At 55.7% G+C, this 24,301-nt stretch carries 20 protein-coding genes; all 20 read left to right on the plus strand.

Annotated elements, in window-relative coordinates:
* Nucleotides 1–214 precede the first annotated feature (214 nt).
* The 20 genes from ACAW74_RS04745 to ACAW74_RS04840 all read left to right on the plus strand — a co-directional run bounded on the left by ACAW74_RS04745 (nucleotide 215) and on the right by ACAW74_RS04840 (nucleotide 24,298).
* On the plus strand, nucleotides 215–736 hold the full coding sequence (locus tag ACAW74_RS04745; protein ID WP_370697044.1) for a VOC family protein: 522 nt from the start codon (nucleotides 215–217) through the stop codon (nucleotides 734–736).
* 57 nt (nucleotides 737–793) lie between these two features.
* The gene (locus ACAW74_RS04750) at nucleotides 794–2,365 is read left to right on the plus strand and encodes a glycoside hydrolase family 43 protein (RefSeq protein ID WP_370697045.1); all 1,572 of its coding nucleotides are present in this window, start codon (nucleotides 794–796) and stop codon (nucleotides 2,363–2,365) included.
* 49 nt (nucleotides 2,366–2,414) lie between these two features.
* Complete coding sequence (locus tag ACAW74_RS04755) at nucleotides 2,415–4,337, plus strand: glycoside hydrolase family 97 protein (protein ID WP_370697046.1); 1,923 nt, start codon at nucleotides 2,415–2,417, stop codon at nucleotides 4,335–4,337.
* A 78-nt stretch (nucleotides 4,338–4,415) separates the two neighbouring features.
* Nucleotides 4,416–5,279, plus strand: coding sequence for a sialate O-acetylesterase (locus ACAW74_RS04760; RefSeq protein ID WP_370697047.1), 864 nt, complete (start codon nucleotides 4,416–4,418; stop codon nucleotides 5,277–5,279).
* A gap of 124 nt (nucleotides 5,280–5,403) precedes the next feature.
* The gene (locus tag ACAW74_RS04765; RefSeq protein ID WP_370697223.1) at nucleotides 5,404–6,267 is read left to right on the plus strand and encodes an alpha/beta hydrolase; all 864 of its coding nucleotides are present in this window, start codon (nucleotides 5,404–5,406) and stop codon (nucleotides 6,265–6,267) included.
* A 46-nt stretch (nucleotides 6,268–6,313) separates the two neighbouring features.
* Nucleotides 6,314–7,987: a GH39 family glycosyl hydrolase gene (locus ACAW74_RS04770; protein WP_370697048.1), complete on the plus strand. Its 1,674-nt coding sequence runs from the start codon at nucleotides 6,314–6,316 to the stop codon at nucleotides 7,985–7,987.
* Nucleotides 7,988–8,006: 19 nt separating this feature from the next.
* Entirely contained in the window at nucleotides 8,007–10,097 is a 2,091-nt protein-coding gene (locus ACAW74_RS04775; RefSeq protein WP_370697049.1) for a discoidin domain-containing protein, read from the plus strand.
* Between the two features lie 152 nt (nucleotides 10,098–10,249).
* Nucleotides 10,250–11,377 carry an esterase gene (locus ACAW74_RS04780; protein ID WP_370697050.1) on the plus strand — a complete coding sequence of 376 codons (1,128 nt, stop codon included), beginning with the start codon at nucleotides 10,250–10,252 and terminating at the stop codon, nucleotides 11,375–11,377.
* A 21-nt stretch (nucleotides 11,378–11,398) separates the two neighbouring features.
* Complete coding sequence (locus tag ACAW74_RS04785) at nucleotides 11,399–12,568, plus strand: alpha/beta hydrolase-fold protein (protein WP_370697051.1); 1,170 nt, start codon at nucleotides 11,399–11,401, stop codon at nucleotides 12,566–12,568.
* Nucleotides 12,569–12,580: 12 nt separating this feature from the next.
* On the plus strand, nucleotides 12,581–13,660 hold the full coding sequence (locus ACAW74_RS04790) for an alpha/beta hydrolase-fold protein (protein WP_370697052.1): 1,080 nt from the start codon (nucleotides 12,581–12,583) through the stop codon (nucleotides 13,658–13,660).
* A 55-nt stretch (nucleotides 13,661–13,715) separates the two neighbouring features.
* On the plus strand, nucleotides 13,716–14,822 hold the full coding sequence (locus tag ACAW74_RS04795; RefSeq protein ID WP_370697053.1) for an alpha/beta hydrolase-fold protein: 1,107 nt from the start codon (nucleotides 13,716–13,718) through the stop codon (nucleotides 14,820–14,822).
* Between the two features lie 67 nt (nucleotides 14,823–14,889).
* Nucleotides 14,890–16,041 (plus strand): alpha/beta hydrolase-fold protein, encoded by a 1,152-nt coding sequence (locus ACAW74_RS04800; RefSeq protein ID WP_370697054.1) that lies wholly within the window; start codon nucleotides 14,890–14,892, stop codon nucleotides 16,039–16,041.
* A gap of 68 nt (nucleotides 16,042–16,109) precedes the next feature.
* Entirely contained in the window at nucleotides 16,110–18,032 is a 1,923-nt protein-coding gene (locus ACAW74_RS04805) for an alpha/beta hydrolase-fold protein (protein ID WP_370697055.1), read from the plus strand.
* Nucleotides 18,033–18,111: 79 nt separating this feature from the next.
* Nucleotides 18,112–19,221, plus strand: coding sequence for an endo-1,4-beta-xylanase (locus tag ACAW74_RS04810; protein WP_370697056.1), 1,110 nt, complete (start codon nucleotides 18,112–18,114; stop codon nucleotides 19,219–19,221).
* A 110-nt stretch (nucleotides 19,222–19,331) separates the two neighbouring features.
* The gene (locus ACAW74_RS04815) at nucleotides 19,332–19,931 is read left to right on the plus strand and encodes a Crp/Fnr family transcriptional regulator (RefSeq protein ID WP_370697057.1); all 600 of its coding nucleotides are present in this window, start codon (nucleotides 19,332–19,334) and stop codon (nucleotides 19,929–19,931) included.
* 110 nt (nucleotides 19,932–20,041) lie between these two features.
* Entirely contained in the window at nucleotides 20,042–20,332 is a 291-nt protein-coding gene (locus ACAW74_RS04820; RefSeq protein ID WP_370697058.1) for an antibiotic biosynthesis monooxygenase family protein, read from the plus strand.
* A 412-nt stretch (nucleotides 20,333–20,744) separates the two neighbouring features.
* A complete protein-coding gene (locus ACAW74_RS04825) occupies nucleotides 20,745–22,667 on the plus strand; it encodes a sialate O-acetylesterase (protein WP_370697059.1) in 1,923 nt (640 codons plus the stop codon).
* 245 nt (nucleotides 22,668–22,912) lie between these two features.
* A complete protein-coding gene (locus tag ACAW74_RS04830) occupies nucleotides 22,913–23,488 on the plus strand; it encodes an RNA polymerase sigma factor (RefSeq protein WP_370697060.1) in 576 nt (191 codons plus the stop codon).
* Nucleotides 23,485–23,841 carry a hypothetical protein gene (locus ACAW74_RS04835; RefSeq protein WP_370697061.1) on the plus strand — a complete coding sequence of 119 codons (357 nt, stop codon included), beginning with the start codon at nucleotides 23,485–23,487 and terminating at the stop codon, nucleotides 23,839–23,841. Before ACAW74_RS04830 ends, ACAW74_RS04835 begins: the two co-directional genes overlap by 4 nt.
* A complete protein-coding gene (locus ACAW74_RS04840) occupies nucleotides 23,834–24,298 on the plus strand; it encodes a Spy/CpxP family protein refolding chaperone (protein WP_370697062.1) in 465 nt (154 codons plus the stop codon). Before ACAW74_RS04835 ends, ACAW74_RS04840 begins: the two co-directional genes overlap by 8 nt.
* Nucleotides 24,299–24,301: the final 3 nt, after the last annotated feature.

A 24,301-nucleotide genomic window follows, 5' to 3' on the forward strand; every position in this document is an offset into this window, starting at 1 on the left:
CGCATGATTCTGCCTAATCTCGTCGATCTGTTTCCTCATACCTAGAAATGTGTCAAAACAACACAATTCCAATAGTATGCCTCCGACCACCAGGTCACGGCGGTGTCGCTCTTTGCAATCCACCCAAAGTCAACCATCTGACAATTAAAAACTTACAAATAAACTAGTACGACTCAGTGCTCCGTTTCCTCCCCCTTTTTTTTACACAAGACGAATGAAAAACGTACCTCTGCATACCCTACTCCTGTCGTTTGCGCTACTCATCAGTGGCTTTGCGCAGGCGCAATCCAATTTCACGAGCAAAACCATCGGCATAGGTGTCGTGGTCGCCGACATCGACCGCTCGCTGGCTTTCTACGTGAATGGCATCGGCATGGTCAAAACGGGTAGCTTCACCATCAACGAAGATTTCGGCAAGCGCTCGGGCCTGACCAACGGCGTTGCCACGAACGTGACCATCCTGAAGCTTGAAAACAGCCCCGACGCCACCGACTGGAAGTTGATGAGCTTCGGCAAGAAAGCAGCCCACCCCAAGCCTACTCATATTCAGGACGATACCGGCATGCAGTATATCACCATTCAGGTGAAAGCACTGCAACCGATCATCGATCGGCTCACGCAGCTGAAGGTGCCGTTTCTGGGTAGTACGCCCACGCCCCTGAATGCCAACGCGCATTTCCTTTTTGTGCAGGATCCCGACGGCAATTTCATCGAACTAATCGGCCCACTGCAATAGCCACCGAAACCGCAGTCACCCTCTTCTGCTCTTTACCTCTTTCACGCTTTAAAATCGATGAAGCCCACTTTATTCCGCCATGGCCTGCTTGCCTGCCTGCTTCTGTTCAGGTACGTTGCTGCGGTGGCGCAAACCCAGAACCCGGTGATTTTTGCCGACGTACCTGATCTGTCGATGATCCGGGTGGGTAACACCTATTACATGAGCAGCACCACCATGCATATGAGTCCGGGGCTGCCCATCATGAAATCGAACGACCTGATTAACTGGCAACTGGTAGGTTATGCCTATGACACGTTGACAAGAGTCGACGCGATGAGCCTGAACAATGGCAAAAGCACCTACGGGCGCGGGTCGTGGGCCAGCAGCCTGCGTTACCACAACGGTACGTACTATGCGACAACCTTTGCCCAGACCAGCGGCCGAACCCACGTGTACACGACGAAAAACATTGAAAAAGGGCCGTGGAAAGAAGTGTCGTTTAAGCCATCATACCACGACCATAGCCTGTTTTTCGACGATGATGGGCGAACGTACCTGATCTACGGCGCGGGCAAGCTCAAACTGGTTGAGCTGACGGCCGATGCCGCGGGCGTAAAACCCGGCACCACCGAGCAGGTCATCATCGAAAACGCCAGCGCACCATCGGGCACCGGCGGCGGCTTGCCAGCAGAAGGGTCGCAGTTGTTCAAAGTAAAGGGCAAGTACTACCTCTTCAATATCACCTGGCCGCGTGGCGGTATGCGGACGGTGGTGATTCACCGCGCCGACAAGATCACCGGTCCGTGGGAAGGCCGAATCGGCTTTCAGGATCTGGGCGTAGCCCAGGGCGGACTGATCAACACGCCCGATGGAAAATGGTTTTCGTACCTGTTCCGCGACTTCGGCGGGGTGGGTCGGATTCCGTATCTGGTGCCCGTGACGTGGGAAGATGGCTGGCCGGTGCTGGGCGAAAACGGCAAAGTGCCCCCAACGCTCAACTTGCCCGCCAACAAAGGGCTGATTCCCGGCATTGTGAACTCCGACGAATTTACCCGTAAAAAAGGCGACCCCGCCCTGCCGCTGGTATGGCAGTGGAACCACAACCCCGACAACAGCCTCTGGTCGGTTTCGGAGCGAAAAGGCTTTCTGCGTCTGAAAACGGGCCGCACCGATACCTCGTTCGTGATGGCTCGCAACACCCTGACCCAGCGCACCATCGGCCCCGAATCGACCGGCTCGACCCTGCTTGACGTGTCGAACCTGAAAGACGGTGATTTTGCAGGGCTGAGCCTGTTGCAAAAGAACTACGGGCTGGTGGGCGTGAAGGCCGAGAATGGGACGCGGTCGATTGTCATGGTCAGCGCCAGTTCAGGGAAGCCGGTGGAAGTGCAGCGCGTGCCGTTGAGCCAGAAAACGGTCTACCTGAAAGCCGAGTGCAACTTCCGCGACCGCAAAGACACGGCTCATTTCTTCTACAGCCTCGACGGCAAAAGCTGGACAGCGCTTGGCGAACCCCTGAAAATGCCCTACACCATCCCGCACTTCATGGGCTACCGCTTCGGCCTGTTTACCTACGCCACCCAACAAACGGGCGGTTTTGCCGACTTCGATTACTTCCGGATTACGCCTACCCTTTCCGGACAATAAAGCTTGATCGTTTATGAAAAAGAAATTGACCTGTATAGCCTTCCTTTTTTTGCTCACGTCCTGTTGGGCCGCTGCCCAAACGGCCAATTCGGTCGTAAGTAGCCCTGACGGCAAATTACAGGTGACACTATCGCTGGATAATGGGAAGCCAGCCTACAGTGTGTCGCTGAACGGCAAACCGTTTGTCGTGAAATCGCCACTCGGTTTGAAAACAAATGTGGGTGATTTCACGGAAGGGCTATCCGTGGGAAAAGCACTGGCGATCAGCAAACTTGACAACACCTACGAGTTGCCGAACATCAAGCAGGGTAAGGTGCATTACGTGGCCAATGAAGGCGTCATTTCGTACTCGAAAGATAATGTCGCGGCTATCGACATCACGTTCCGGGTGAGCAACAACGACGTGGCCTTCCGGTATAAAGTGTATCCGCAGAAAGCGTCTCGTTCGTGCGTGATCAACGAAGAAAAAACGGGTTTCACATTTCCAGCTGGCACCACTACGTTTCTCTCGGCGCAAAGCAAAGCGATGGTCGGATTTGCCCGCACCATGCCCAGTTATGAAATACCCTATACCGTCAATGATACGTTGGGCGAAAACGGCCGGGGCAATGGCTATACGTTTCCCTGCTTGTTCAAAGTCAATGCCAACGGCTGGGTACTGGTGTCTGAAACGGGCGTCGACAGCCGGTACTGTGGCAGCCGCCTGATCGGGAATGCCGACGGCTTGTACACCATCGGCTTTCCGATGCCGGACGAAAACAACGGCATCGGTACCTCGGCACCCGGTATTCCACTGCCCGGCGAAACGCCCTGGCGCACGATCACCGTCGGCGAAACGCTGGCCCCCATCGTCGAAACCACCGTGCCCTTCGATGTCGTAGAACCGCGTTACGAGGGGTCTCAAAAATACGAATACACAAAAGGGAGCTGGAGCTGGATTATCGGCATGGACGGCCGAACGGTGTATAATGAGCAGGTTCGCTACATCGATTTCAGCGCCGCGATGGGCTACAAAACCATTCTGGTCGACGCGCTCTGGGACACGCAGATTGGCCGGGAGAAAATGGCTGAACTGGCCAAATACGGGGCTAGCAAAGGCGTTAGCCTGTATCTGTGGTACAACTCCAACGGTTACTGGAATGATGCACCACAAGGGCCACGCGGCATTATGGATAACACCATTGCCCGGCGGAAGGAAATGGCCTGGATGAAGAAGATCGGTGTAAAAGGCATCAAAGTCGATTTTTTCGGCGGGGATAAGCAGGAGACGATGAAGTTGTATGAAGACATCCTGTACGACGCCAACGACTTCGGCATCCTGTGCATTTTTCACGGTTCGACGCTGCCCCGCGGCTGGGAACGCATGTACCCCAACTACGCAGCCAGCGAAGCGGTATTAGCCAGCGAAAACCTGGCTTTTTCGCAGAGAAGCTGCGATATGGAAGCCTTTAACGCCACCATCCATCCGTTCATTCGTAACACCGTGGGCAGCATGGATTTTGGCGGCAGCGCGCTGAACAAATTCTACAATGCCAACAACACGCCGAACCGGGGGTCGAAACGCGTCACCTCCGACGTGTATGCGCTGGCGACGGCGGTGTTGTTTCAGAGTGCCGTTCAGCATTTTGCCCTGGCGCCTAATAACCTCACCGACGCGCCTGCCTGGGCCATCGACTTCATGAAAACCGTGCCGACCACCTGGGACGAGGTACGTTACATCGATGGCTATCCGGGCAGGTACGTGGTATTGGCTCGCCGTCAGGGCACCAAATGGTTTGTTGCGGGCGTAAACGCCCAAAAAGAGCCGGTGAAATTGACGCTAAAACTGCCCATGATCGCTGCCGGATCGACATACAAATTATACAGCGATGATGCGCAGTTGGCGGGAAACGTAACGACCGAAAAACTCCAGAAAAATCAGGAAGTAACTTGGGTGATTCCAACAAATGGTGCTGCGCTTCTGGTGAATTGATGCAAAGCAAGCAGGGATAGCTTTCCCCTAGAGCTAGTGTGCAATAGATACCGGAGGCGACCCTCTTTACATAAAGCCATGAAAAACCGAACCCTTCCTTTATTACTGGGCCTGTTTCTGCTCCTCCTTGGCTTTGCCGCCCAGGCGCAGGACCCCAACTTCCATATCTACCTATGCATCGGCCAGTCGAACATGGAGGGGCCGGGGCGGATTGAACCGCAGGACACCACCGTGAACAGCCGTTTCCAGCTACTGGCTTCGGTCGATTGCCCCGAACTGGGGCGCACCAAAGGCAACTGGTACACGGCCAAACCACCACTTTGCCGCTGCAATACCCGCCTGTCGCCTGCCGATTATTTCGGGAGAACCATGCTCGACAATATGCCCGAAAACACGAAACTGGGCGTGGTGCACGTAGCTGTAGCGGGCAGTAAGATTGAGATTTTCGACAAAGCGCTGTACCAGGCCTACCTCGATTCGTCAGCAGCCGAGAAGCCCTGGATGATCAACATGGCGAAGCAGTATGGTGGCAACCCCTACCAAAGGCTGGTCGAGATGGCGAAGCTGGCGCAGCAACAGGGCGTTATCAAAGGGATCTTGTTGCACCAAGGCGAATCGAATACGGGCGATAAAGCCTGGCCAGCCAAAGTCCAGAAAATATACAATGACCTGCTGGCCGACCTGAACCTCCCCCCCAACTCGGTGCCGCTGCTCGCCGGTGAGCTGGTCAACGCCGATCAGGGAGGGAAATGTGCCAGCATGAACCCCATCATTGCCACCCTCCCGCAAACGATTCCACTGGCACAGGTTATTCCCTCGAATGGGTTGGCGCCCGTGCCTGATAAGTTGCATTTTACCAACGAAGGCATCCGAAAATTCGGCAAACGATACGCGGCAAAAATGCTCGGGTTGCTGGGCTACAACGTACCTGCGGTAGACTGACAACCCCACCCCGACACCCGCCCCATTTATCGGCAATGAATTGATAGCGACTTTATTTCTCCAAATGATTATGAAAACGGATTGGCGGCAGACAATAGCGCGAACGACTGTCATCGCAACGGTGATGATGGCTTCGTTCGGAGCAAACGCCCAGGAAATCATCCCCTTGTATTCGGGGGCAGTTCCTAATTCAAAAACGTCGGATGTACAGGAGTCTGGTGCCGAAACGGGTGTGATCAAGGGCGTCACTAAACCCACCCTGGCTTATTTCAAACCGGCACCCGACAAGGCATCCGGGGCGGCCGTCATCATCATTCCCGGTGGCGGCTATGGCGTGGTGGTGTATAACGGCGAGGGCGTCAACACGGCAAAAGCGCTGGCCGAAAAAGGTGTGGCCGCGTTTGTATTGAAATACCGCCTGCCCAGCGACGCCATCATGCCCGATAAGAAAATCGGTCCGTTGCAGGATGCCCAACAAGCCATCAAACTGGTGCGCGAGAATGCCGCCAAGTGGGGCATCGACGCCAATAAAGTAGGCATTATGGGCTTTTCGGCGGGTGGTCACCTAGCCTCGACAGCGGCCACGCATTTCGAGAAAGCGTATGTCGACAACGCCAGTAACGCCAGCCTGCGCCCCGACTTCCAGATTCTGGTTTACCCTGTCATCAGCATGCGCGACAGCCTCACGCATGGCGGCTCGCACGATAATCTGCTGGGCAAAGCCCCATCACGGCAAGATATCGAGCTATTCTCCAACGAGCTACAGGTACGTGCCAACACGCCCCCAACGTACCTGACCCACGCGGCCGACGACAAACTGGTCGACGTCGATAACAGCATTGCCTATTTCGAAACCCTGCGCCGCCAGAAAGTACCCGTCGAAATGCACATCTACCCCAAAGGTGACCACGGTTTCATCTTCCGCCACCCCGGCTGGATGGAGCCACTGTTCGACTGGATGAAGCTGAACAACTGGCTCAAGCCCTGAACGGCTCGGTGGACCCCAAACTAGTACAACAAAGCCCTCCTCAACCATGATTCGCATCGTCCTTCTTCCTTTCCTATTGCTTTGTCTCCGGTTTGCTTCCGCGCAACAGACGCCGGTTTCGATTCAGGTCGATGCGACCAAGCCGGTGGGCCAGATGAAACCATTCTGGGCGTTCTTCGGCTACGACGAGCCCAACTACACCACCCGCAAAGACGGCCAGAAACTCCTGACCGAACTACAGCAACTGAGCCCCGTTCCGGTTTACGTGCGGGCGCACAACCTCCTGACTTCCAAAGGCGAAAGCCCAGGCCCGGATCTGAAGTGGGGTTTTACCGATGCCTACAAGGAAGACGCCAACGGCAAGCCCATTTACAACTGGATGACGGTCGACAGCATCGTGGATACGTACATCAAACGGGGTATGAAACCGCTGATGGAAATCGGGTTCATGCCCAAAGACCTGTCAGCCAAACCCGAGCCCTACGCCCACACCTGGAGCAAGGGCGGCAACATCTGGACCGGCTGGACGTACCCACCCAAAGACTACGACAAGTGGCGCGAACTGGTGTACCAATGGGCGAAACACTCCATCGACCGCTACGGCAAAAAAGAGGTTAGCTCGTGGCTCTGGGAAGTCTGGAACGAACCCGACATTGGCTACTGGTCAGGTACGTTCGATGAGTATTGCAAGACCTACGATTATGCCGCCGACGGCCTGAAACGTGCCTGTCCCGAATGCACCATTGGCGGGCCGCACACCACCAGCCCGCGCAGCGAAAAGGCATATAGCTACCTGACCCGGTTCATCGAGCATTGCCTGCGGGGACAGAATTACGCCACCGGCAAAACGGGCACGCCGCTCCAATACATCGGCTTCCACGCGAAAGGCAATCCGGAAATTGTGGACGGGCATATCCGTATGAACATGGGCGTGCAGTTGAAAGACGTGCAGCGGGCCTTCGAAGCGGTGAACTCGTTTCCCGAGCTCAAAAACATTCCCATCATCATTGGCGAGTGTGATCCCGAAGGTTGCGCCGCCTGTTCGGCCACGCGTGACCCCAAGTATGGGTACCGCAACGGCACCATGTATTCCAGCTATACGGCCTCATCGTTTGCCCGCATCTACGAACTGATGGACCAGCACAAAGTAAACCTGCGCGGAGCCGTGAGCTGGTCGTTTGAGTTTGAAGATCAGCCGTGGTTTGCGGGCTTCCGTGACCTGGCCACGCATGGCGTCGACAAGCCGGTACTGAACATATTCCGAATGTTCGGGAAGATGAACGGGCAGCGACTGGCCGTGCAGGCCAGCCAGGGTTTACAGGCGACCGACATCATCGCCAACGGCGTCCGCAGCCGAAACGACATCAACGCCATCGCCAGCAAAAGCGCCAATTCGGTCTGTGTGATGGTCTGGAATTACCACGACGACAACGTACCTGGCCAGGCGGCTCCGGTCGAACTAACCGTAAGCGGCCTCGGCAAAAACAAGGTACAGGTTCGCCATTACCGGGTCGACGATCAGCACAGCAATTCCTACGAAAAATGGAAATCGCTGGGCAGTCCGCAACAGGTTTCGGCTGACCAATACAAGACGCTTGAAAAAGCCGGGCAGCTAGAGGAACTGACTCCGACAACGACAAAGGCGGTCGCCAACGGCAAAACCACCTTAACCTTCGACCTGCCCCGGCAGGGTGTATCCTTCGTTCAATTGACCTGGTAATTCTTACGGACCACCGCGTATGCGTAAATCATTGCTTCACTTTCCACTCGTACTGTTTCTGCTGACGACTCTTGCCGGCTTGGCCCAGCCCAGCCCGCCCAAGCCCGTCGGCCCATTACCCAACGCAAACCAGTTGCGCTGGCAAAAAATGGAATACTACGCCTTCATCCATTTTTCGATCAACACCTACACCGACATGGCCTGGGGGCTGGGCAACGAAGACCCGAAGCTGTTCAACCCGACGAAGCTGGATTGTCGGCAGTGGGCGCGGATCTGCAAGGAAGCTGGTATGAAAGGCATCATTTTCACGGCCAAGCACCACAGCGGTTTCTGCCTCTGGCCCTCGAAATACACCGAGTACTCTGTCAAAAATGCGCCCTGGCGTAACGGCAAAGGCGATGTGGTGCGCGAACTGGCCGACGCCTGCAAAGAATACGGCCTGAAATTCGGCGTGTACCTCTCGCCCTGGGATCGCAACCATGCCGACTACGGAAAGTCCGAGTACATCACCTACTTCCGCAACCAGTTGACCGAGTTGCTGACTAACTACGGCGATATTTTTGAAGTCTGGTACGACGGGGCCAATGGCGGCTCGGGCTATTACGGTGGGGCCAACGAAACGCGTAAAATCGACGCCAAGACGTATTACGACTGGCCGAATACGTACAAACTGGTCCGTAAACTCCAGCCCAACATCGTGATCTGGAACGACGGGGGCGACCGGGCCGACCTCCGCTGGGTGGGCACCGAGGCTGGGTACGTTGGCGAAACCAACTGGAGCCTGCTGAATGCAACCGGCGACGTACCTGAAGACCAATTGCGCCACGGTGTCGAGAACGGCAATGCCTGGGTGCCGGGCGAAGTGAACACGTCGATCCGCCCCGAGTGGTTTTACCACGAGCGCGAAGACCGAAAGGTGAAAACGTTGCCGCAACTGATGGATACGTATTACAATTCCATCGGCCGAAACGGGACGTTGCTGCTCAATTTCCCGATCATGCCCAACGGGTTGATTAACGAACTAGATGAAAAAGCGGTACAGGCCTTCGCTAAAGCGACCAAAGAGGCCTTTGCTGTGAATCTGGCGAAAACGGCGCGGGCCACGGCCTCACAGGTACGTGGGAAAAGCGCGGCTTACGGTGCTGAAAAAGCCATTGATGCCGATCTGGACAGTTATTGGGCAACGGATGAGGGCACCCGAAACGCATCGTTGACGCTCCAGTTTGGCAAACCCACGGCGTTCAATCGCTTTCTGGTGCAGGAACACATCCGGTTGGGGCAGCGGGTCAAATCGTTTACGGTCGAGGCCCTGGTAGATGGACAGTGGAAACAACTGGACAAACAAACGACCATTGGCTACAAGCGGATTCTGCGGTTTCCAACCGTAACGGCCACCCAACTGCGGCTGACGATTCTGGATGCCAAAGGCTCCCCGCTGATCTCGAATCTGGCCGTTTACAATGCGCCCCTCATTCTGTCGCCCCCCGTCATCACCCGTAATCAGACTGGCGAATTGCACATCAAACCCGGTGATAGCGAGTCGGACGTGTACTACACCCTCGATGGCAGTACGCCAACCGCAGCGTCCAGCCAATACACGGCACCAGTGAAAACCGGTGCTGGCAAAGTGGACGTCAAAGCCATTGCCTACAACCGGTTTACGAAACAGAGCAGCGTACCCAGCGAGGAAAGATTCGACATCAACCGCGCAGCCTGGAAAGTGATCAGCACCGACGCCAATTCGGCGAATCGGGCACTGGACGGTAATCCGGGTACGTCGTGGCACCAACCCAAAAGCCTGAAGATGCCCGCCGATCTGGTCATTGATCTGGGTAAGGACGAAACGCTCGTCGGTTTCCGGTATCTGCCCGCCCAGAATTGGTGGGAAGAAGCCAGCATCATTACCCACTACGAGTTTGCCGTTTCGCCGGACAACGCGACCTGGAAAAAGGTCAGCGAGGGTGAGTTTTCCAACATCAAAAACAGCCCCGTCTGGCAAACCCAATCGTTCGAGCCAACCAAAGCCCGTTACGTCAAACTCCGCGCGCTGAAAAACACGCAGGAGGGGTCGGCCTCGGCCTATGCCGAAGTAGATGTGATTACGCAGTGAGTGTGTTGTTTTCCTAGTTTTTGTCATCCCGAGGAACGAGGGATCTCTTGTAGCCGGATGTTTTTAGCCTTACCCGAAGATCCCTCCTATCGTCGGGATGACAAAAACGGATGATAAAACAAAATCAAATCATTCCTAAACCTTAACTATCTATGAACCAACAAGTAGTTCGTCGATTCTGGCTCTTCTGGGCTGTATTCGGCCTGTATGCCGGGGCGCTGGCCCAGCCGCCCGGCGGACCGGTAGTGGTGTCGCCACAGGTGAATGCCGACAACACGGTTACGTTTCGGTTGCTGGCGCCCGCAGCCAAAGACGTAAAGCTGAACGCCCAGTTTGAAAAGGCTCCCGTCACCATGACCAAAGATGCGCAGGGCGTCTGGAGTGTGACAACCGCACCCGTGAAGCCAGACATGTATCCGTATTCGTTCGTGGTCGATGGCATTTCGGTGGCCGACCCTAAAAACTCAGCCATCTTTCCGAACGAAGGATTTCAGAATAGCGTGGTTGAAATAACCGGCGCTACGCCGTTGGTGCATTCACTCCGGAACGTACCCCACGGCACGGTATCGTATCGCTATTACACCTCGCCCGAACTGGGGCAACGGCCCGTGGTCGTGTATACCCCGCCCGGCTACGAAACCGACACAAAAACAACGTACCCGGTGCTGTACCTGCTGCACGGCACAACGGACGTAGAAGAAACCTGGACGAAAGTGGGGCGGGCAAACCTCATTCTGGATAACCTGATTGCGCAGCGAAAAGCCAAACCGATGGTTATCGTGATGCCCTACGGACGGGCATATCCGACCATCAGCAAATCGTCGGGGAGCCTCCGCAACTGGGACAATTTGCAGGCGTTCAAGAAGGATTTTATGGGCAACCTGTTCCCGTTTGTCGAGAAGAACTACCGGGTAAAGAAAGACAAAGACAGCCGGGCCATCGCCGGGTTTTCGGGTGGTGGTGGCGAAACGCTCTACCTGGGCCTGAACAACCCCGACCTGTTTAGCTGGGTTTGCGGCTTTGCGCCCGGTATGCTCAAAGAAGAGTTCGACCGGAACAATGCCACCGCGTTTGCCAATCCCACGCAGACCAATCAGCGGCTGAAGCTCTTCTGGATCGGCGTCGGCAAAGAGGACGGCCTGTACCCTGTTATTAACGACTACCTGAAGGTGCTCGACGAGAAAAAGATCAAGCACGAAACGATGATCTCGGAGGGCGGCCATACCTGGATGAACTGCAAGCTTTACCTGAGCACGATTGCCCAGAAACTATTTCAGTAACCCAACTAAGCCTCTGAACCAATGAAACAGTACAACCAAAAATGGGTCCGGCTAACGCTGCTAGTGGCCCTGCTTTGCGCGGTTGGCATTATCCATGCCCAGCCGCCCCGTGGTCCGCTGGTGGTGTCGCCACAGGTGAACGCCGACAAGACCGTTACGTTCCGCTACCTGGCTCCGCAGGCCAGCAAGGTAGAGCTGAGCGCGCAGTTCGAAAAAGCCCCGCTGCCCATGACTAAAGACGCCCAGGGCATCTGGAGCGTGACCGTCGGCCCCGTCAAACCCGATATTTACCCGTACAACTTTCGCGTGGATGGCGTATCGGTGATGGACCCGGCCAATGTCGCGTTTTTCCCGAATGAGCGCTTCAAAGCCAGCCTGGTCGACGTACCTGGCGATACGCCCCTGATTCACGCCATGCGCGACGTACCCCACGGTTCCATCAACTACGAATACTACCCGTCGATGGAAGGAACAACCGGCTCGCTGGTGGTATACACGCCACCGGGTTACGACCAGAAGCCTAACCAAAAGTACCCGGTCTACTACCTCATCAGCGGCACGACTGATACCGAAGAGACCTTTTTCAAAGTCGGCAAAACCAACCTGATTCTGGATAACCTGCTGGCCGAGGGCAAGGTGAAACCGATGATCATTGTCATGCCCTACGGCAACATCGCGGCCCGCGTTGCCGAACAAAAAGGCGGTTCCAAACCCGCCGACCCGACCGTTCGCGACGGGGCCGATGCCGTCAAACGGGCCAACGATTTCACGACGGATCTGGTGAGCAACGTCATTCCGTACGTCGAGAAAAGCTACCGGGCCATTCCTAATCGGGAGAGTCGGGCAATCGGCGGGTTTTCGCGCGGGGGCGGGCAAACGCTCCGGGCCGCTTTCAGCAACATGGACAAGTTTGCGTACGTGTGCGCTTACAGTTCGTACCTGTCGCCCCAGGAAATGGACACGAACTTTCCGACTATTGTCAGCAAACCCGACCAGACGAACAAGCAACTCAAACTGCTGTGGGTGAGCGTAGGGAGCGATGATTTTCTGTACAAAGGCACCGTGGAGTTTATGGACTACCTGAAGGCGAAAAAGGTGAACTACAAAAGCCTGATCACCGACGGTGGGCATACCTGGATGAACGTGAAAACGTACGTTGCCGCCACTACGCGCCTGCTGTTTCAACCCTAAACCGTTACGTCCATGAAACGCATTCTTTATATTCTGCAAGCCGTTCTTTTATCGGGGGCTACGGTACTGGCGCAGCAACGCCCACCGGCGATCAGCTCGCCCGATGTGCATAAAGACCATAGCATCACGTTCCGGTTTTTCTCCCGAAATGCCAAAAAAGTGACGGTTTCCGGCGAGTTTCTGAAAGCCCCGGTCGCTATGACGAAAGACACCTCAGGTATCTGGAGCGTAACCGTGCCACCGGTGAAGCCCGATATCTATCCGTACAGCTTTATGGTCGACAGCGTGTCAATCGCCGACCCGAGCAACACCTACATCTTCGCCAACGAGCGCTTCAAACGCAGCATCGTCGACGTACCCGGCGACCAGCCGCTGGTGCATTCGCTCCAGAACGTACCCCACGGCAAAATCAGCTACCGCTATTACAAGTCAGGTACGTTGGGCACGACGCGGCAACTGCTGGTGTACACGCCACCGGGCTTCAACCCGAACGGCAAGACCAAATACCCGGTGCTGTACCTGATTCACGGCGGCTCCGACACCGAAGAAACCTGGACCAAAGTGGGCCGCGCCAACCTGATTGCCGACAATCTGATCGCGCAGGGAAAAGCCAAACCCATGCTGATTGTGATGCCCTACGGCAACGTGCGCCCCGCGCCGATGGCTGATTTCACGAAAGACATGGTCAACGACATCGTACCCTTTGTGGAGGCCAATTACCCGGTCATCAAAGAGAGCAAAGGACGCGCGGTAGCGGGCTTTTCGGTCGGTGGTGGACAGACGCTTAACATCGGCCTGACCAACCCCGCTACATTCGCTTACGTCTGCTCATACGCGCCCTACACCGCTACCGACGAGTTCAAGGCGAATTTTTCCAACTGGTCGCCCGATGCGAACAAGCTCAACAGCCAGTTGAAACTATTCACCATCAGCGTCGGCACCGACGATTTTCTGTATGAGCCAGTGAAGCAGAACATCGCCATGTTCAACGAGAAGAAGATCAATGTTAAGCCGCTAATAGTACCCGGCGGCCATACCTGGATGAACTGCAAACTGTACCTGGCGAATACGCTGCCGCAGCTGTTTCAGTAACTGTCTTTCTACCCCACCCCCAACCAATATTCCTAATCAAATTCCCTTTAATCAAATGACAGTCAAACCAATCGCTGCTTTTGTTGCAGCCACGCTACTCAGTCTCAGCGCCTTTGCGCAGACAATTCAGGAGGATTTCAAACCCTCCGAACTCAACCAGCCGGGGCAGGAATACCCGCAGGTGAACTCGCAGGGTTACGCCCGGTTCCGCATCTTTGCCCCCAAAGCCGACAGCGTCAAGGTGAGCCTGGGTCTCGGAGGTCGGGGGGGCACCATGCTCAAAAAAGGAGCCGACGGGTACTGGACGGCCACCACGGAAGGGCCGATGGATGAAGGCTTTCACTACTACAACGTAACCATCGATGGCGGGAAATTCAACGACCCCGGTGCCAAGAATTACTACGGCTCCGTTCGCTGGGAAAGCGGCATCGAGATTCCGGCCCACGATCAGGATTTTTACGCCCTGAAAGACGTACCCCACGGCAACGTGCAGCAGATTCTGTTCCCCTCGAAAAGCACCGGTACGTCGCGCCGGGCGTTTGTGTACACACCACCGGGCTACGAGAAAGAAAAGTCAAAGAAGTACCCGGTACTGTATCTGCAACATGGCTGGGGCGAAGACGAAACGGCCTGGAGCAACCAGGGCCACGCCAACCTGATCATGGATAACCTGATCGCCGAAGGCAAGACCAAGCCATTCATCATCGTGATGACCTACGGCATGACCAACGAGGTAAAGTGGGGTAAAATTCGGGAGTTCAAAATCGACCCGTTCCAGACGGTCCTGACCGAGGAACTGATTCCGTATGTCGATGCCAATTTCCGCACGATGAACAACCGGGATAACCGGGCGATGGCGGGCCTCTCGATGGGCGGCATGGAAACCAAAATGATCACCCTCAACAAGCCCGACGTATTTGGGTACTACGGTCTGCTGAGCGGTGGCGTTTACGCCCCCGACGACCTGAAGGACAAAGCAAAACCGAAGCTGGTGTTCATCAGCTGCGGCAGCAAAGAGCGGCCCGATGGCGTAACGAAAGCCGCCACCGACCTGAAAGCCGCCGGATACAATGCCGTTTCGTATGTGTCGGACAAAACCGCCCACGAATTCCTGACCTGGCGCCGGAGCCTGCACGAACTGGCCCCGCTGCTGTTTAAGTAGGCGAAATAGTCATGATGCTACGCGTCATTGCGCTTCGCTGTCATTAAATATTCCTAAACCCTTTATCATGAAACGGTTAATCGCATTATTTATCGGGGTGGCAAGCCTGACGGTACCGGCTGTGGCTCAGACCACCGGCGTACCCGCCACAACGAACATTCCGGGGCAAAAGTACCCGCAGATTCTGCCCGACAACCGGGTGGTGTTTCGGGTGAAAGCGCCCGACGCCCGCAGGCTGCAAATCGATTTGGTGAAGAAGTACGACATGGTGAAAGACACCAGCGGCTTCTGGACCGTAACGACGGAGCCGGTCGTGGAAGGTTTTCACTATTACTCGCTCATTGCCGATGGCATTGCCATCTGTGATCCGTCGAGCCAGACGTTTTACGGCATGGGGCGCATGGCCAGCGGCATCGACATTCCCGATAAGGACATGGACTATTACCAGCCCAAAAGTGTGCCGCATGGCCAGGTACGTTCGGTCAATTACTACTCCGACATGACCAAAGCCTGGCGTCGGGCCAACGTGTACACGCCCCCCGGTTACGACGAAAACCCGAAGAAGCGCTACCCCGTACTATACCTGCAACACGGCTCGGGTGAAGACGAAACCGGCTGGCCAACGCAGGGGAAAGTGGATTTCATTCTCGACAACCTGATTGCCGCCGGACAGGCAACGCCCATGATCGTGGTGATGGAACGCGGCTACGCCACCGACCCCACCCGCCCCGTCAGCACGACCCCTACGGGCCCCGGCGGCATGAACAGCAACGTATTTCCCGAGGTGCTGGTGAAGGAAGTGATTCCGATGATCGACAAGCAGTTCCGTACGCTAACCGATCGTGAGAATCGGGCGATGGCGGGCCTGTCGATGGGTGGTTTCCAGACGTTCCAGACCACGATGACCAACCTCGACAAGTTTGCCTACATCGGCGGGTTCAGCGGGGCCGGTCGGTTGCAGCCGGGTGCCGACATCAAGCAACTCTACGACGGCGCCTGGACCGATCCCGACGCCTTCAACAAGAAGATGAAAGTGGTCTACGTAAGCATCGGCACCAAGGAGCCCGAGCGCATGTATAACGGTGTGAAAGGGTTTCATGACGCGCTCGACAAAGCGGGCATCAAGCACGTGTACTACGAGTCGCCGGGTACGTCGCACGAGTGGCAAACCTGGCGCCGGTCGCTCCGGCAGTACGCCAGCCTGATCTTTAAAAAATAACCCAGTGCATGGCCTGCTCTTCGTCGGAATGACATAAAAGCCGCTTGTCATGTCAACATAGTAAAATCATGAAACGATTCTTATACCTGATGACTGCCCTGAGCTTGTTAAGCGTTGGCAGTTACGCCCAGAACATAGAGAAAGAAGCCCCGAAAGGCTTCGACCAGGTACGTTCGGGCATCGCCACGGGCAAACTGGATTCCATCAGCTACCCGTCGAAAACCGTAGGTACGTCCCGTAAGGCGCTGGTGTATACCCCGCCAGGCTACAACAAGAAGACGAAATACCCGGTACTGTATCTGCTGCACGGCATCGGGGGCGACGAAAAAGAATGGCTGAACGGCGGCAAACCGCAGGTCATTCTCGACAACCTATACGCCGAAAACAAGCTCCAGCCGATGATCGTGGTGATGCCCAACGGCCGCGCCATGAAAGACGACCGGGCGGTGGGTAATGTGTTTGAGAAAGACAAGGTCGAAGCTTTCGCTACCTTCGAAAAAGACCTGCTGACCGACCTGGTTCCGTTCATCGAGAAGAAGTACCCAACCCTGACCGACCGCGAACACCGCGCCATTGCGGGCCTCTCGATGGGCGGTGGTCAGTCGTTGAATTTTGGCCTGGGCAACCTGGATAAGTTTGCCTGGGTAGGTGGTTTCTCCTCGGCCCCCAACACCAAACGACCCGAAGAGCTGGTGCCGAACCCCGCCGATGCCAAACAGAAGCTGAAGCTGCTCTGGATTTCGTGTGGCGACGCCGACGGGCTCATCACATTCAGCAAACGTACCCACGATTATCTGTACCAGAATAGCGTGCCGCACATCTACTACGTGGAGCCGGGTGGGCATGATTTTAAGGTCTGGAAAAACGGCCTGTACATGTTCTCGCAATTCCTGTTCAAGCCCGTCGATGTGGCCTCGCTGACCAAGTACACTGTGCTGGGCACCCCGGCGGCCACCAACGCCCGCAACGCCAAATACCCGCAGATTCTGCCCGATAACCGCGTGGTATTTCGGGTGAAAGCGCCCGACGCCCAGAAGGTACAGATCGATCTGGGCAAGAAATACGACATGGTGAAAGACACGAGTGGCTTCTGGACCGCCACCACCGACTCCATCAGCCGGGGCTTTCATTACTACTCGCTCCTGATCGACGGCGTAGCCACGGCCGACCCGGCCAGCGAAACCTTTTACGGCATGGGCCGGATGGCCAGCGGTATCGAAATCCCCGATCGTGAAAGTGGTTACTACGCCATGAAAGACGTACCCCACGGCGACATCCGCATCAAACGCTACCTCTCGAAAGCCACCAACACCTGGCGCGAGATGTACGTCTACACCCCACCGGGCTATGACAAATCGACCGACAAGTATCCGGTGCTGTACCTGCTGCACGGCGGGGGCGAAGATCAACGCGGCTGGGCTACGCAGGGTAAAACAGACCTGATTCTGGATAACCTGATCGCCGAAAACAAAGCCAAACCGATGATCATCGCTATGCTCGACGGCAACGTGAGCGCCGGTGGCCTGGCCGGTTTCAACGAAAACGTGCTGAAGGCGTTTGAAAACGAACTCAAGCTAGGCGCGATTCCCTTCGTGGAAAGCAACTTCCGGGTCGAAACCGACGCCAAAAACCGGGCACTCGCGGGCCTGTCGATGGGTGGCTTGCAGACGCTGTACGCGGGCATCAAAAACACGAATATGTTCTCGAACCTGGGTGTGTTCAGCTCAGGCTGGTTTGCCAACAACCCCAAGCTGACTGACCCGCAATATGCCTTCATGAAAGACAACGCGTCTACCATCAACAGCAATCTTCAACACCTGTGGATTTCGATGGGCGGCAAGGAAGACATCGCTTATCAGAACTGCCAGGTTATGATGAAAAAATTCGATGAGTTGGGTGTCAAGTACAGCTACAGCGAATATGCGGGCGGCCATACGTGGCCTGTCTGGCGGCACGACCTGTCCCAGTTTGCGCAGGTGCTGTTCCGGTAGAGACCGCGGCGGCGGACCGTGCAATCCCTTGCGTCTCATCCAGTTACCGAATTGACGCAACCTGAAACAAAACCTTTTTATGCTTTCGAAAAATCACGTAATCACCCTTAAGGCAGCGGCCTTCCTGAGCCTATCCATACTGCATGGAACGGGCTACGCCCAAAAAATACCCTCGCTGAAGGACACGTTTAAAAAGGATTTCGGCATTGGCACCGCGCTGAACAATGCGCAGATCGACGAACGCGACCCGGAAACGACGGCTTTTATTGTGCGCCAGTTCAACATGGCCACGCCCGAGAACATCATGAAGTCGGCGCTGATCCACCCCAAGTGGGACACCTACAATTTCGAGATGGCCGACAAACTGGTGGCGTTTGGCAAAAAGCACAACATCAAGATCAACGGGCATACGCTGGTCTGGCACTCGCAGTTGCCGCCGTTTATCCGGGGGATCAAAAGCACCGATTCCATCCGGGCGTTCTTCACCGACCATATCAAAACCGTAGCCGGGCGGTACGAGGGCAAGGTCTTCTCATGGGATGTGGTCAACGAAGCACTCAATGAAGATGGCACCATGCGCAAATCGGTGTTCCTGCAATACCTGGGCGACGATTTCGTGACGGAAGCCTTCCGGCTGGCGCAACAGGCCGCTCCTAAAACCGAGCTGTATTACAACGACTACAACAACGAACAACCCAAAAAGCGGGCGGGCTGTATTGAGCTTGTGAAAAAGATTAAGGCCGCTGGGGTACGTATCGATGGCGTAGGCATTCAGGGACACTGGCACGTCGGCAAAGTACCGCTACAAGACATTGAGGAAAGCATTTTGCAGTACGCAGCCTTAGGTGTGAAAGTGATGTTCACCGAACTCGACATCGAGGTATTGCCGCGCAACTTCCAGGGGGCCGATGTGGGTCAGCGCATGACCGCCAACGCCCAGTCGAACCCCTACCCCGACGCCCTGCCCGACAGCGTGCAGCAACAACTGGCTTCTGATTACGAAGCCCTGTTCAAGCTCTTCCTGAAGCATAAAGACAAAGTCACCCGCGTCACGTTCTGGGGCGTCAACGATGGCGATAGCTGGCTGAATGGCTGGCCCGTTCGCGGTCGTACCAATTACCCGCTGCTGTTTGATCGGAAAAATCAGCCCAAACCGGCTTTTTATAAGGTGTTGGCCGTGAAGAAGTAAATCATTTTCTGAGTAGCGGGAAACGAGTGTTTGGCCGGTCGATAGCTGACTAAACACTCTTTTTTTGTTGCTGCGTTAAAGAAGAGGAGACGGATCAGACCTGTTAGATCTTGGAAAATACACCACCCTTTTCATCAATCTTCGACCACATCACTTCACACATAAACCTGAATCAACAGGATAAGGAGTTGTTCACGTCGGTGCTGAGGGTGAGAAAAGTGAAGCGCAGACAGCTACTGGAACAGCCCGGGTTCATATCAGGCCATCGCACTTACGTAGTCACAGGGGCTTTCCGGGCCTATTTCGTCGGGACCGACGGGCAGGAACATACGCTCTCATTGGCTGTAGACAACTGGATGATCGGCGATCCGGGTAGCTTCCTGTTGCAGGAACCAGCGACGTTGTTTGTCGAAGCCCTCGAAGACAGTACAGTCATCCAGTGGACTTATGAAAGCGAGCAAATGCTGGTCGAAAAAATACCCCATTTTTCGGTAGCCATGATGCGAAGAGCGCAGCAAATTGCGGTTATGATTCAGCGACGGGTAGTGTCTTTGCTAAGTCTTACCGCCGAAGAGCGCTACGAGGAGTTTGCCCAGACCTATCCGGTGTTCGTCCAGCGCATTCCGCTATATGTCATTGCGTCTTACCTGGGAATGACCCGCGAGTTTCTTTCCAAAATCCGCAATCAGAGAACCGCTCCGAAAAAGTAGATCGCTACGTGAACTGGTTCACACTCATTTGGTAATCCAGTTCACCCACCAAGTCATGGCTCTATCTGAACTTTGCTGCGTCAATCCCGACGAATTAAAAGCAAGTTACTATGAATACGCCATTGAATGTTATTGTTCGCTTTGACGTACCCGCAGACGGTATCGACGCACTTATTGCGTTAATCGGGCACTTTTTCAGGAATGAGGTAAGCCGCTTTCCCGGTTTTATATCCGCAAAACTTCATCGTAACGAGGAGGGCACTGTCCTGATCAACTATGCCACTTGGGAATCACAGGAGGCCTTTTTTCACTTCATGACATTCGCCCGCGATTCGGAGTTCTCCAAACAAATTCAGGCCTATAAACCAACCCAGGACCGGGTTTTCGAAGTCTCACTGTAAAGCAGAAGTATAGGGTGCCTCACAGGGCGAATAAGCCTGTTACATTCATTCGAACGGCCTTATTCGCCCCGATCCATATGTAGCGGTTTCAGCCAGTCACGTGCGTCGGGCCAAAACGAGACAAAAGTAGCTGGTCCTCCGGTACAGAAAGTCCAAGTTCCAGAGCCAGCAACATAATGAAAATGGCGACTAATGGCATCACCCAGGAAAGCACCCGCTCCAGGAGTAGCTCAACGCGCCGGGTTTCGTAACACCCTCGATGGATAGCGAGGGAGAAATCGCCCGTTTCCGGCTGACCCGACAAATGGCCCGCTCCTGCCCGGCCATAAAAACCTGCCTGAACCCGCCTTTTTTAAAGTAATTGCCATGGCGAAATAGCCTTTTACCTTGTATACATTTTTTTTACCGACAGATGAAACCGATTGCATTGCTTTTGTGGACCCTTCTACTACCAACCAGTATACTGGCCCAGCTTCGGTTACCCAGCCTGATCAGCGATGGCATGGTGCTGCAACGCGATAAACCCCTGACCATCTGGGGCTGGGCAAAAGCGGGCGAAAAAATCACGGTGCGCTTTAACCGAAAAAGCTACAAAACCGTAATGGATGCGAACGGAACGTGGCGGGCTACGTTACCCGCCATGCCAGCGGGCGGTCCCTTCACGATGGACATTGTCGGAACCACGCAATTGACCGTAAAGGACATTCTGCTGGGCGACGTCTGGTTTTGCAGCGGCCAAAGCAACATGGTGCACCAGTTGAATATCCACGATGTGACCTATGCCCGTGAAATCGCCGAAGCTAACTTCCCGCAGATCCGGCAGTTTTGGGTACCTACGCTTACCAACCTGCAAGGCCCCCAAACCGACGTACCCAACGGGCAGTGGAAAAAAGCCGTGGGCGACGACGTGCGTCCGTTTTCGGCGGTGGCGTATTTCATGGCCAAAAAGCTGCATCAGCAGTATAACGTACCTGTCGGCATCATCAACGCCAGCGTGGGCGGCACGCCCATCGAAGCCTGGATCAGCGAGGCCGGGTTTAGTAATCTACCAACGCAGAAGGCAACCATCGACAAAAACAAGGATACGGCCTACGTCAACAGCTTGACCCGCCGAGCACCCGCCCCCCGCGCCGCGCCGCCCGTTGATCTGGGTATGTCGGGGTCCGCCAAGTGGTACGAGGCCACCTATTCCCCGAAAGGCTGGCGGCCCATTAACATCCCAGGCTATTGGGAAGATCAGGGCATAAAAGACCTCAATGGCGTAGTCTGGTACCGGCGCGACATCGACATACCGGCGTCGATGGTGGGCAAAGCCGCGAAGGTGTTTCTGGGCCGGATTGTCGATGCCGACGAGTTGTACATCAACGGCAAACAGGTGGGTCGAACGACCTACATGTACCCTCAGCGTCGCTACAACGTACCTGCCGACCTGCTGAAAGCGGGCAAGAACACCTTCGTGGTCCGGGTAACCAACACGGCCGGCAAAGGTGGGTTCGTGCCCGACAAGCCGTACTGTATTTTCGCGGGCGCCGACACCGTCGACCTGAAGGGCACCTGGCAGTACAAAGTAGGCACCACCTACCGGCCCTTCGCGGGCGGGGGCTTTGGCGGGGGCATCAACGCCCAGAACCAGCCAACGGCCCTGTACAACGCCATGGTCGCCCCCGAAATTCAGTATGCCATCAAAGGGTTCTGCTGGTATCAGGGCGAGAGCAATGCCGGTCGGCCCCAAGAGTACCAAACGCTGCAAACCGCGCTGATCAACGACTGGCGGCAACGCTGGAGTCAGGGTCAGCTGCCGTTTCTGTACGTGCAGCTTCCCGGCTTCATGGACTACAACTACCAGCCCTCCGAGAGCGGCTGGGCGGTGTTGCGCGAGGCCCAGTTCAACGCCCTGTCGACACCCAATACGGCTATGGTCGTCGCGATTGATCTGGGCGAATGGAACGACATCCACCCCGACAATAAAAAAGGCGTGGGCGACCGGCTGGCGCTGGCTGCGCAGAAACTGGCCTACAACGAGAACCTGGTGTATTCGGGGCCCTTGTACCAGTCGGCAACGGTCGACGGCAACAAGATCGTGATCGGCTTTACGAACGTCGGGGGCGGGTTGATAACCAACGACGGCGAAGAACTGGGCGACTTCGCCATTGCAGGCGCCGACAAGAAATTTGTATGGGCCAAAGCCAGCATCGTCGGCAACACGGTGGTGGTGAGTAGCGACGAAGTGCCTTCACCCCAATACGTGCGTTACGCCTGGGCCGACAACCCCGTTCACCCCAATTTGTACAACAAAGAAGGCCTGCCTGCCTCGCCGTTCCGAACCGATAAGTAAAGCCCAGCTTACGCACGGTTCCAGCCGTGTGGTGCCGTTGTTTACGTAACAAAAAACCACTTACGCTCGAGCGTAAGTGGTTTTTTGTTGGCCCCTCCCCGAGCAGCCTGCGCTTTTTTCGGTTGATAGAGAACGGAATCCATCCTTTCGAAAAAAAAGGGGCGGGCACCGCAAGTTTGCCCGAAAACCGGGACCTAACCAATTGATAACCCGCCTGGAGAACGCCCAGTATGGAGATACCCGGTATGGAGATACCTGCTGACGACATAACGTACCTGGAACGCCTACGGCAAGGCCATGAACCCACGTTTCGCTGGCTGGTCGAGACGCATCAGCAGCGGGTATTCCGAACGGCCCTGGCCATCGTCAATTCGACGGAAGACGCCGAAGATGTGGCGCAGGAGGTGTTTGAAGAGGTATTTAAAACCATTGGGACGTTTCGCGGCGAGGCCAGTCTGTCTACGTGGCTGTACCGGATTACCACGTCGCGGGCCCTGAAGAAAGAACGTGACCGAAAACGCAAAAAACGCTTCGCTTTCCTGACAACCCTATTCGACGACTCCGACACGCTCCGCCATGACCCATCCGATCATCAGACACCGCAGCTTGCCCTGGAACTCGATGAACGTACCCAGCTTATCCATCAGGCCGTAGCGACGCTGCCCGAAAACCAGCGGATCGCTTTTACACTGCATTATCAGGAAGAACTTTCGTATGCCGAGGTAGCCAGCATTCTGGAAACCTCGGTGGCAGCAGTCGAATCGCTGCTGTTTCGCGCTCGCCAATCGTTACGCAAAAAAGTAAGCTCAGTAAACCTATGAACGAGTCAAGCAACGTACCCAACGAATCGGACCCGTGGGAAAACGAGTTCCGGCGGTGGGGCAAACGGCCACAGCCCGAACCCCGTCCGTTTTTTTATACCCGCCTGCAAGCCCGTCTCAACCAATCGGTCGAGTCGGCGACGTGGCTGCCGTGGTGGCTTCGTCGGCCCGCCTACGCCTATGCCGCCCTGGGGTTGCTGGTGCTGCTCAACATGGGCGCGGTGATCAGTCTGACCAGCACCGCCCCGCCCGCCGACGAGGCAGCCCCCGCCATTACCACCTTACAGGACAATTACCTTGTCAATGATCCTGTCAATGACCCCGTCGATGATTTCACCCTGGCTTATGAATAACTCCCACCGCATCCGTCTGCTCATTGGGCTGGTCATCGCGCTGGCGGCCCTCAACATTGGCCTGCTAGCCTGGCTTTGGCTCAAACCGGCCCGGCCTGTCTTCGGACGAAACCGGCTCACCAATCCCACGTTTCTGGCCGATACGCTGAAGTTCAACGCCAGCCAACGGCAACAACTGGATAGCCTGCAAAAGCGCTATTTCGGCGAGGTCCGCCCCCGCTTCCGCCAGTTACGCAACGACCGCAAAGCCTATTTCCGGCTGGTCGACGCCACCTTCACGGCCGAGCAGCGACGTACCCAGCGACTGGCCTTCTACCAGAAATCGGCCGAATTGGACTCCATCACGCTGGCCCATTTCGACAACGTAGCGGCCCTCTGCACGCCGCCGCAGCGTCAGTTATTGAGCAAACTCCTCACCGAAATGCCCCGCCGAAACTTCCGCCGGACAGCTCGCTGAAAA

Origin of the sequence: Fibrella musci, from assembly GCF_041321105.1 — a bacterium.
Lineage (GTDB): Bacteria > Bacteroidota > Bacteroidia > Cytophagales > Spirosomataceae > Fibrella > Fibrella musci.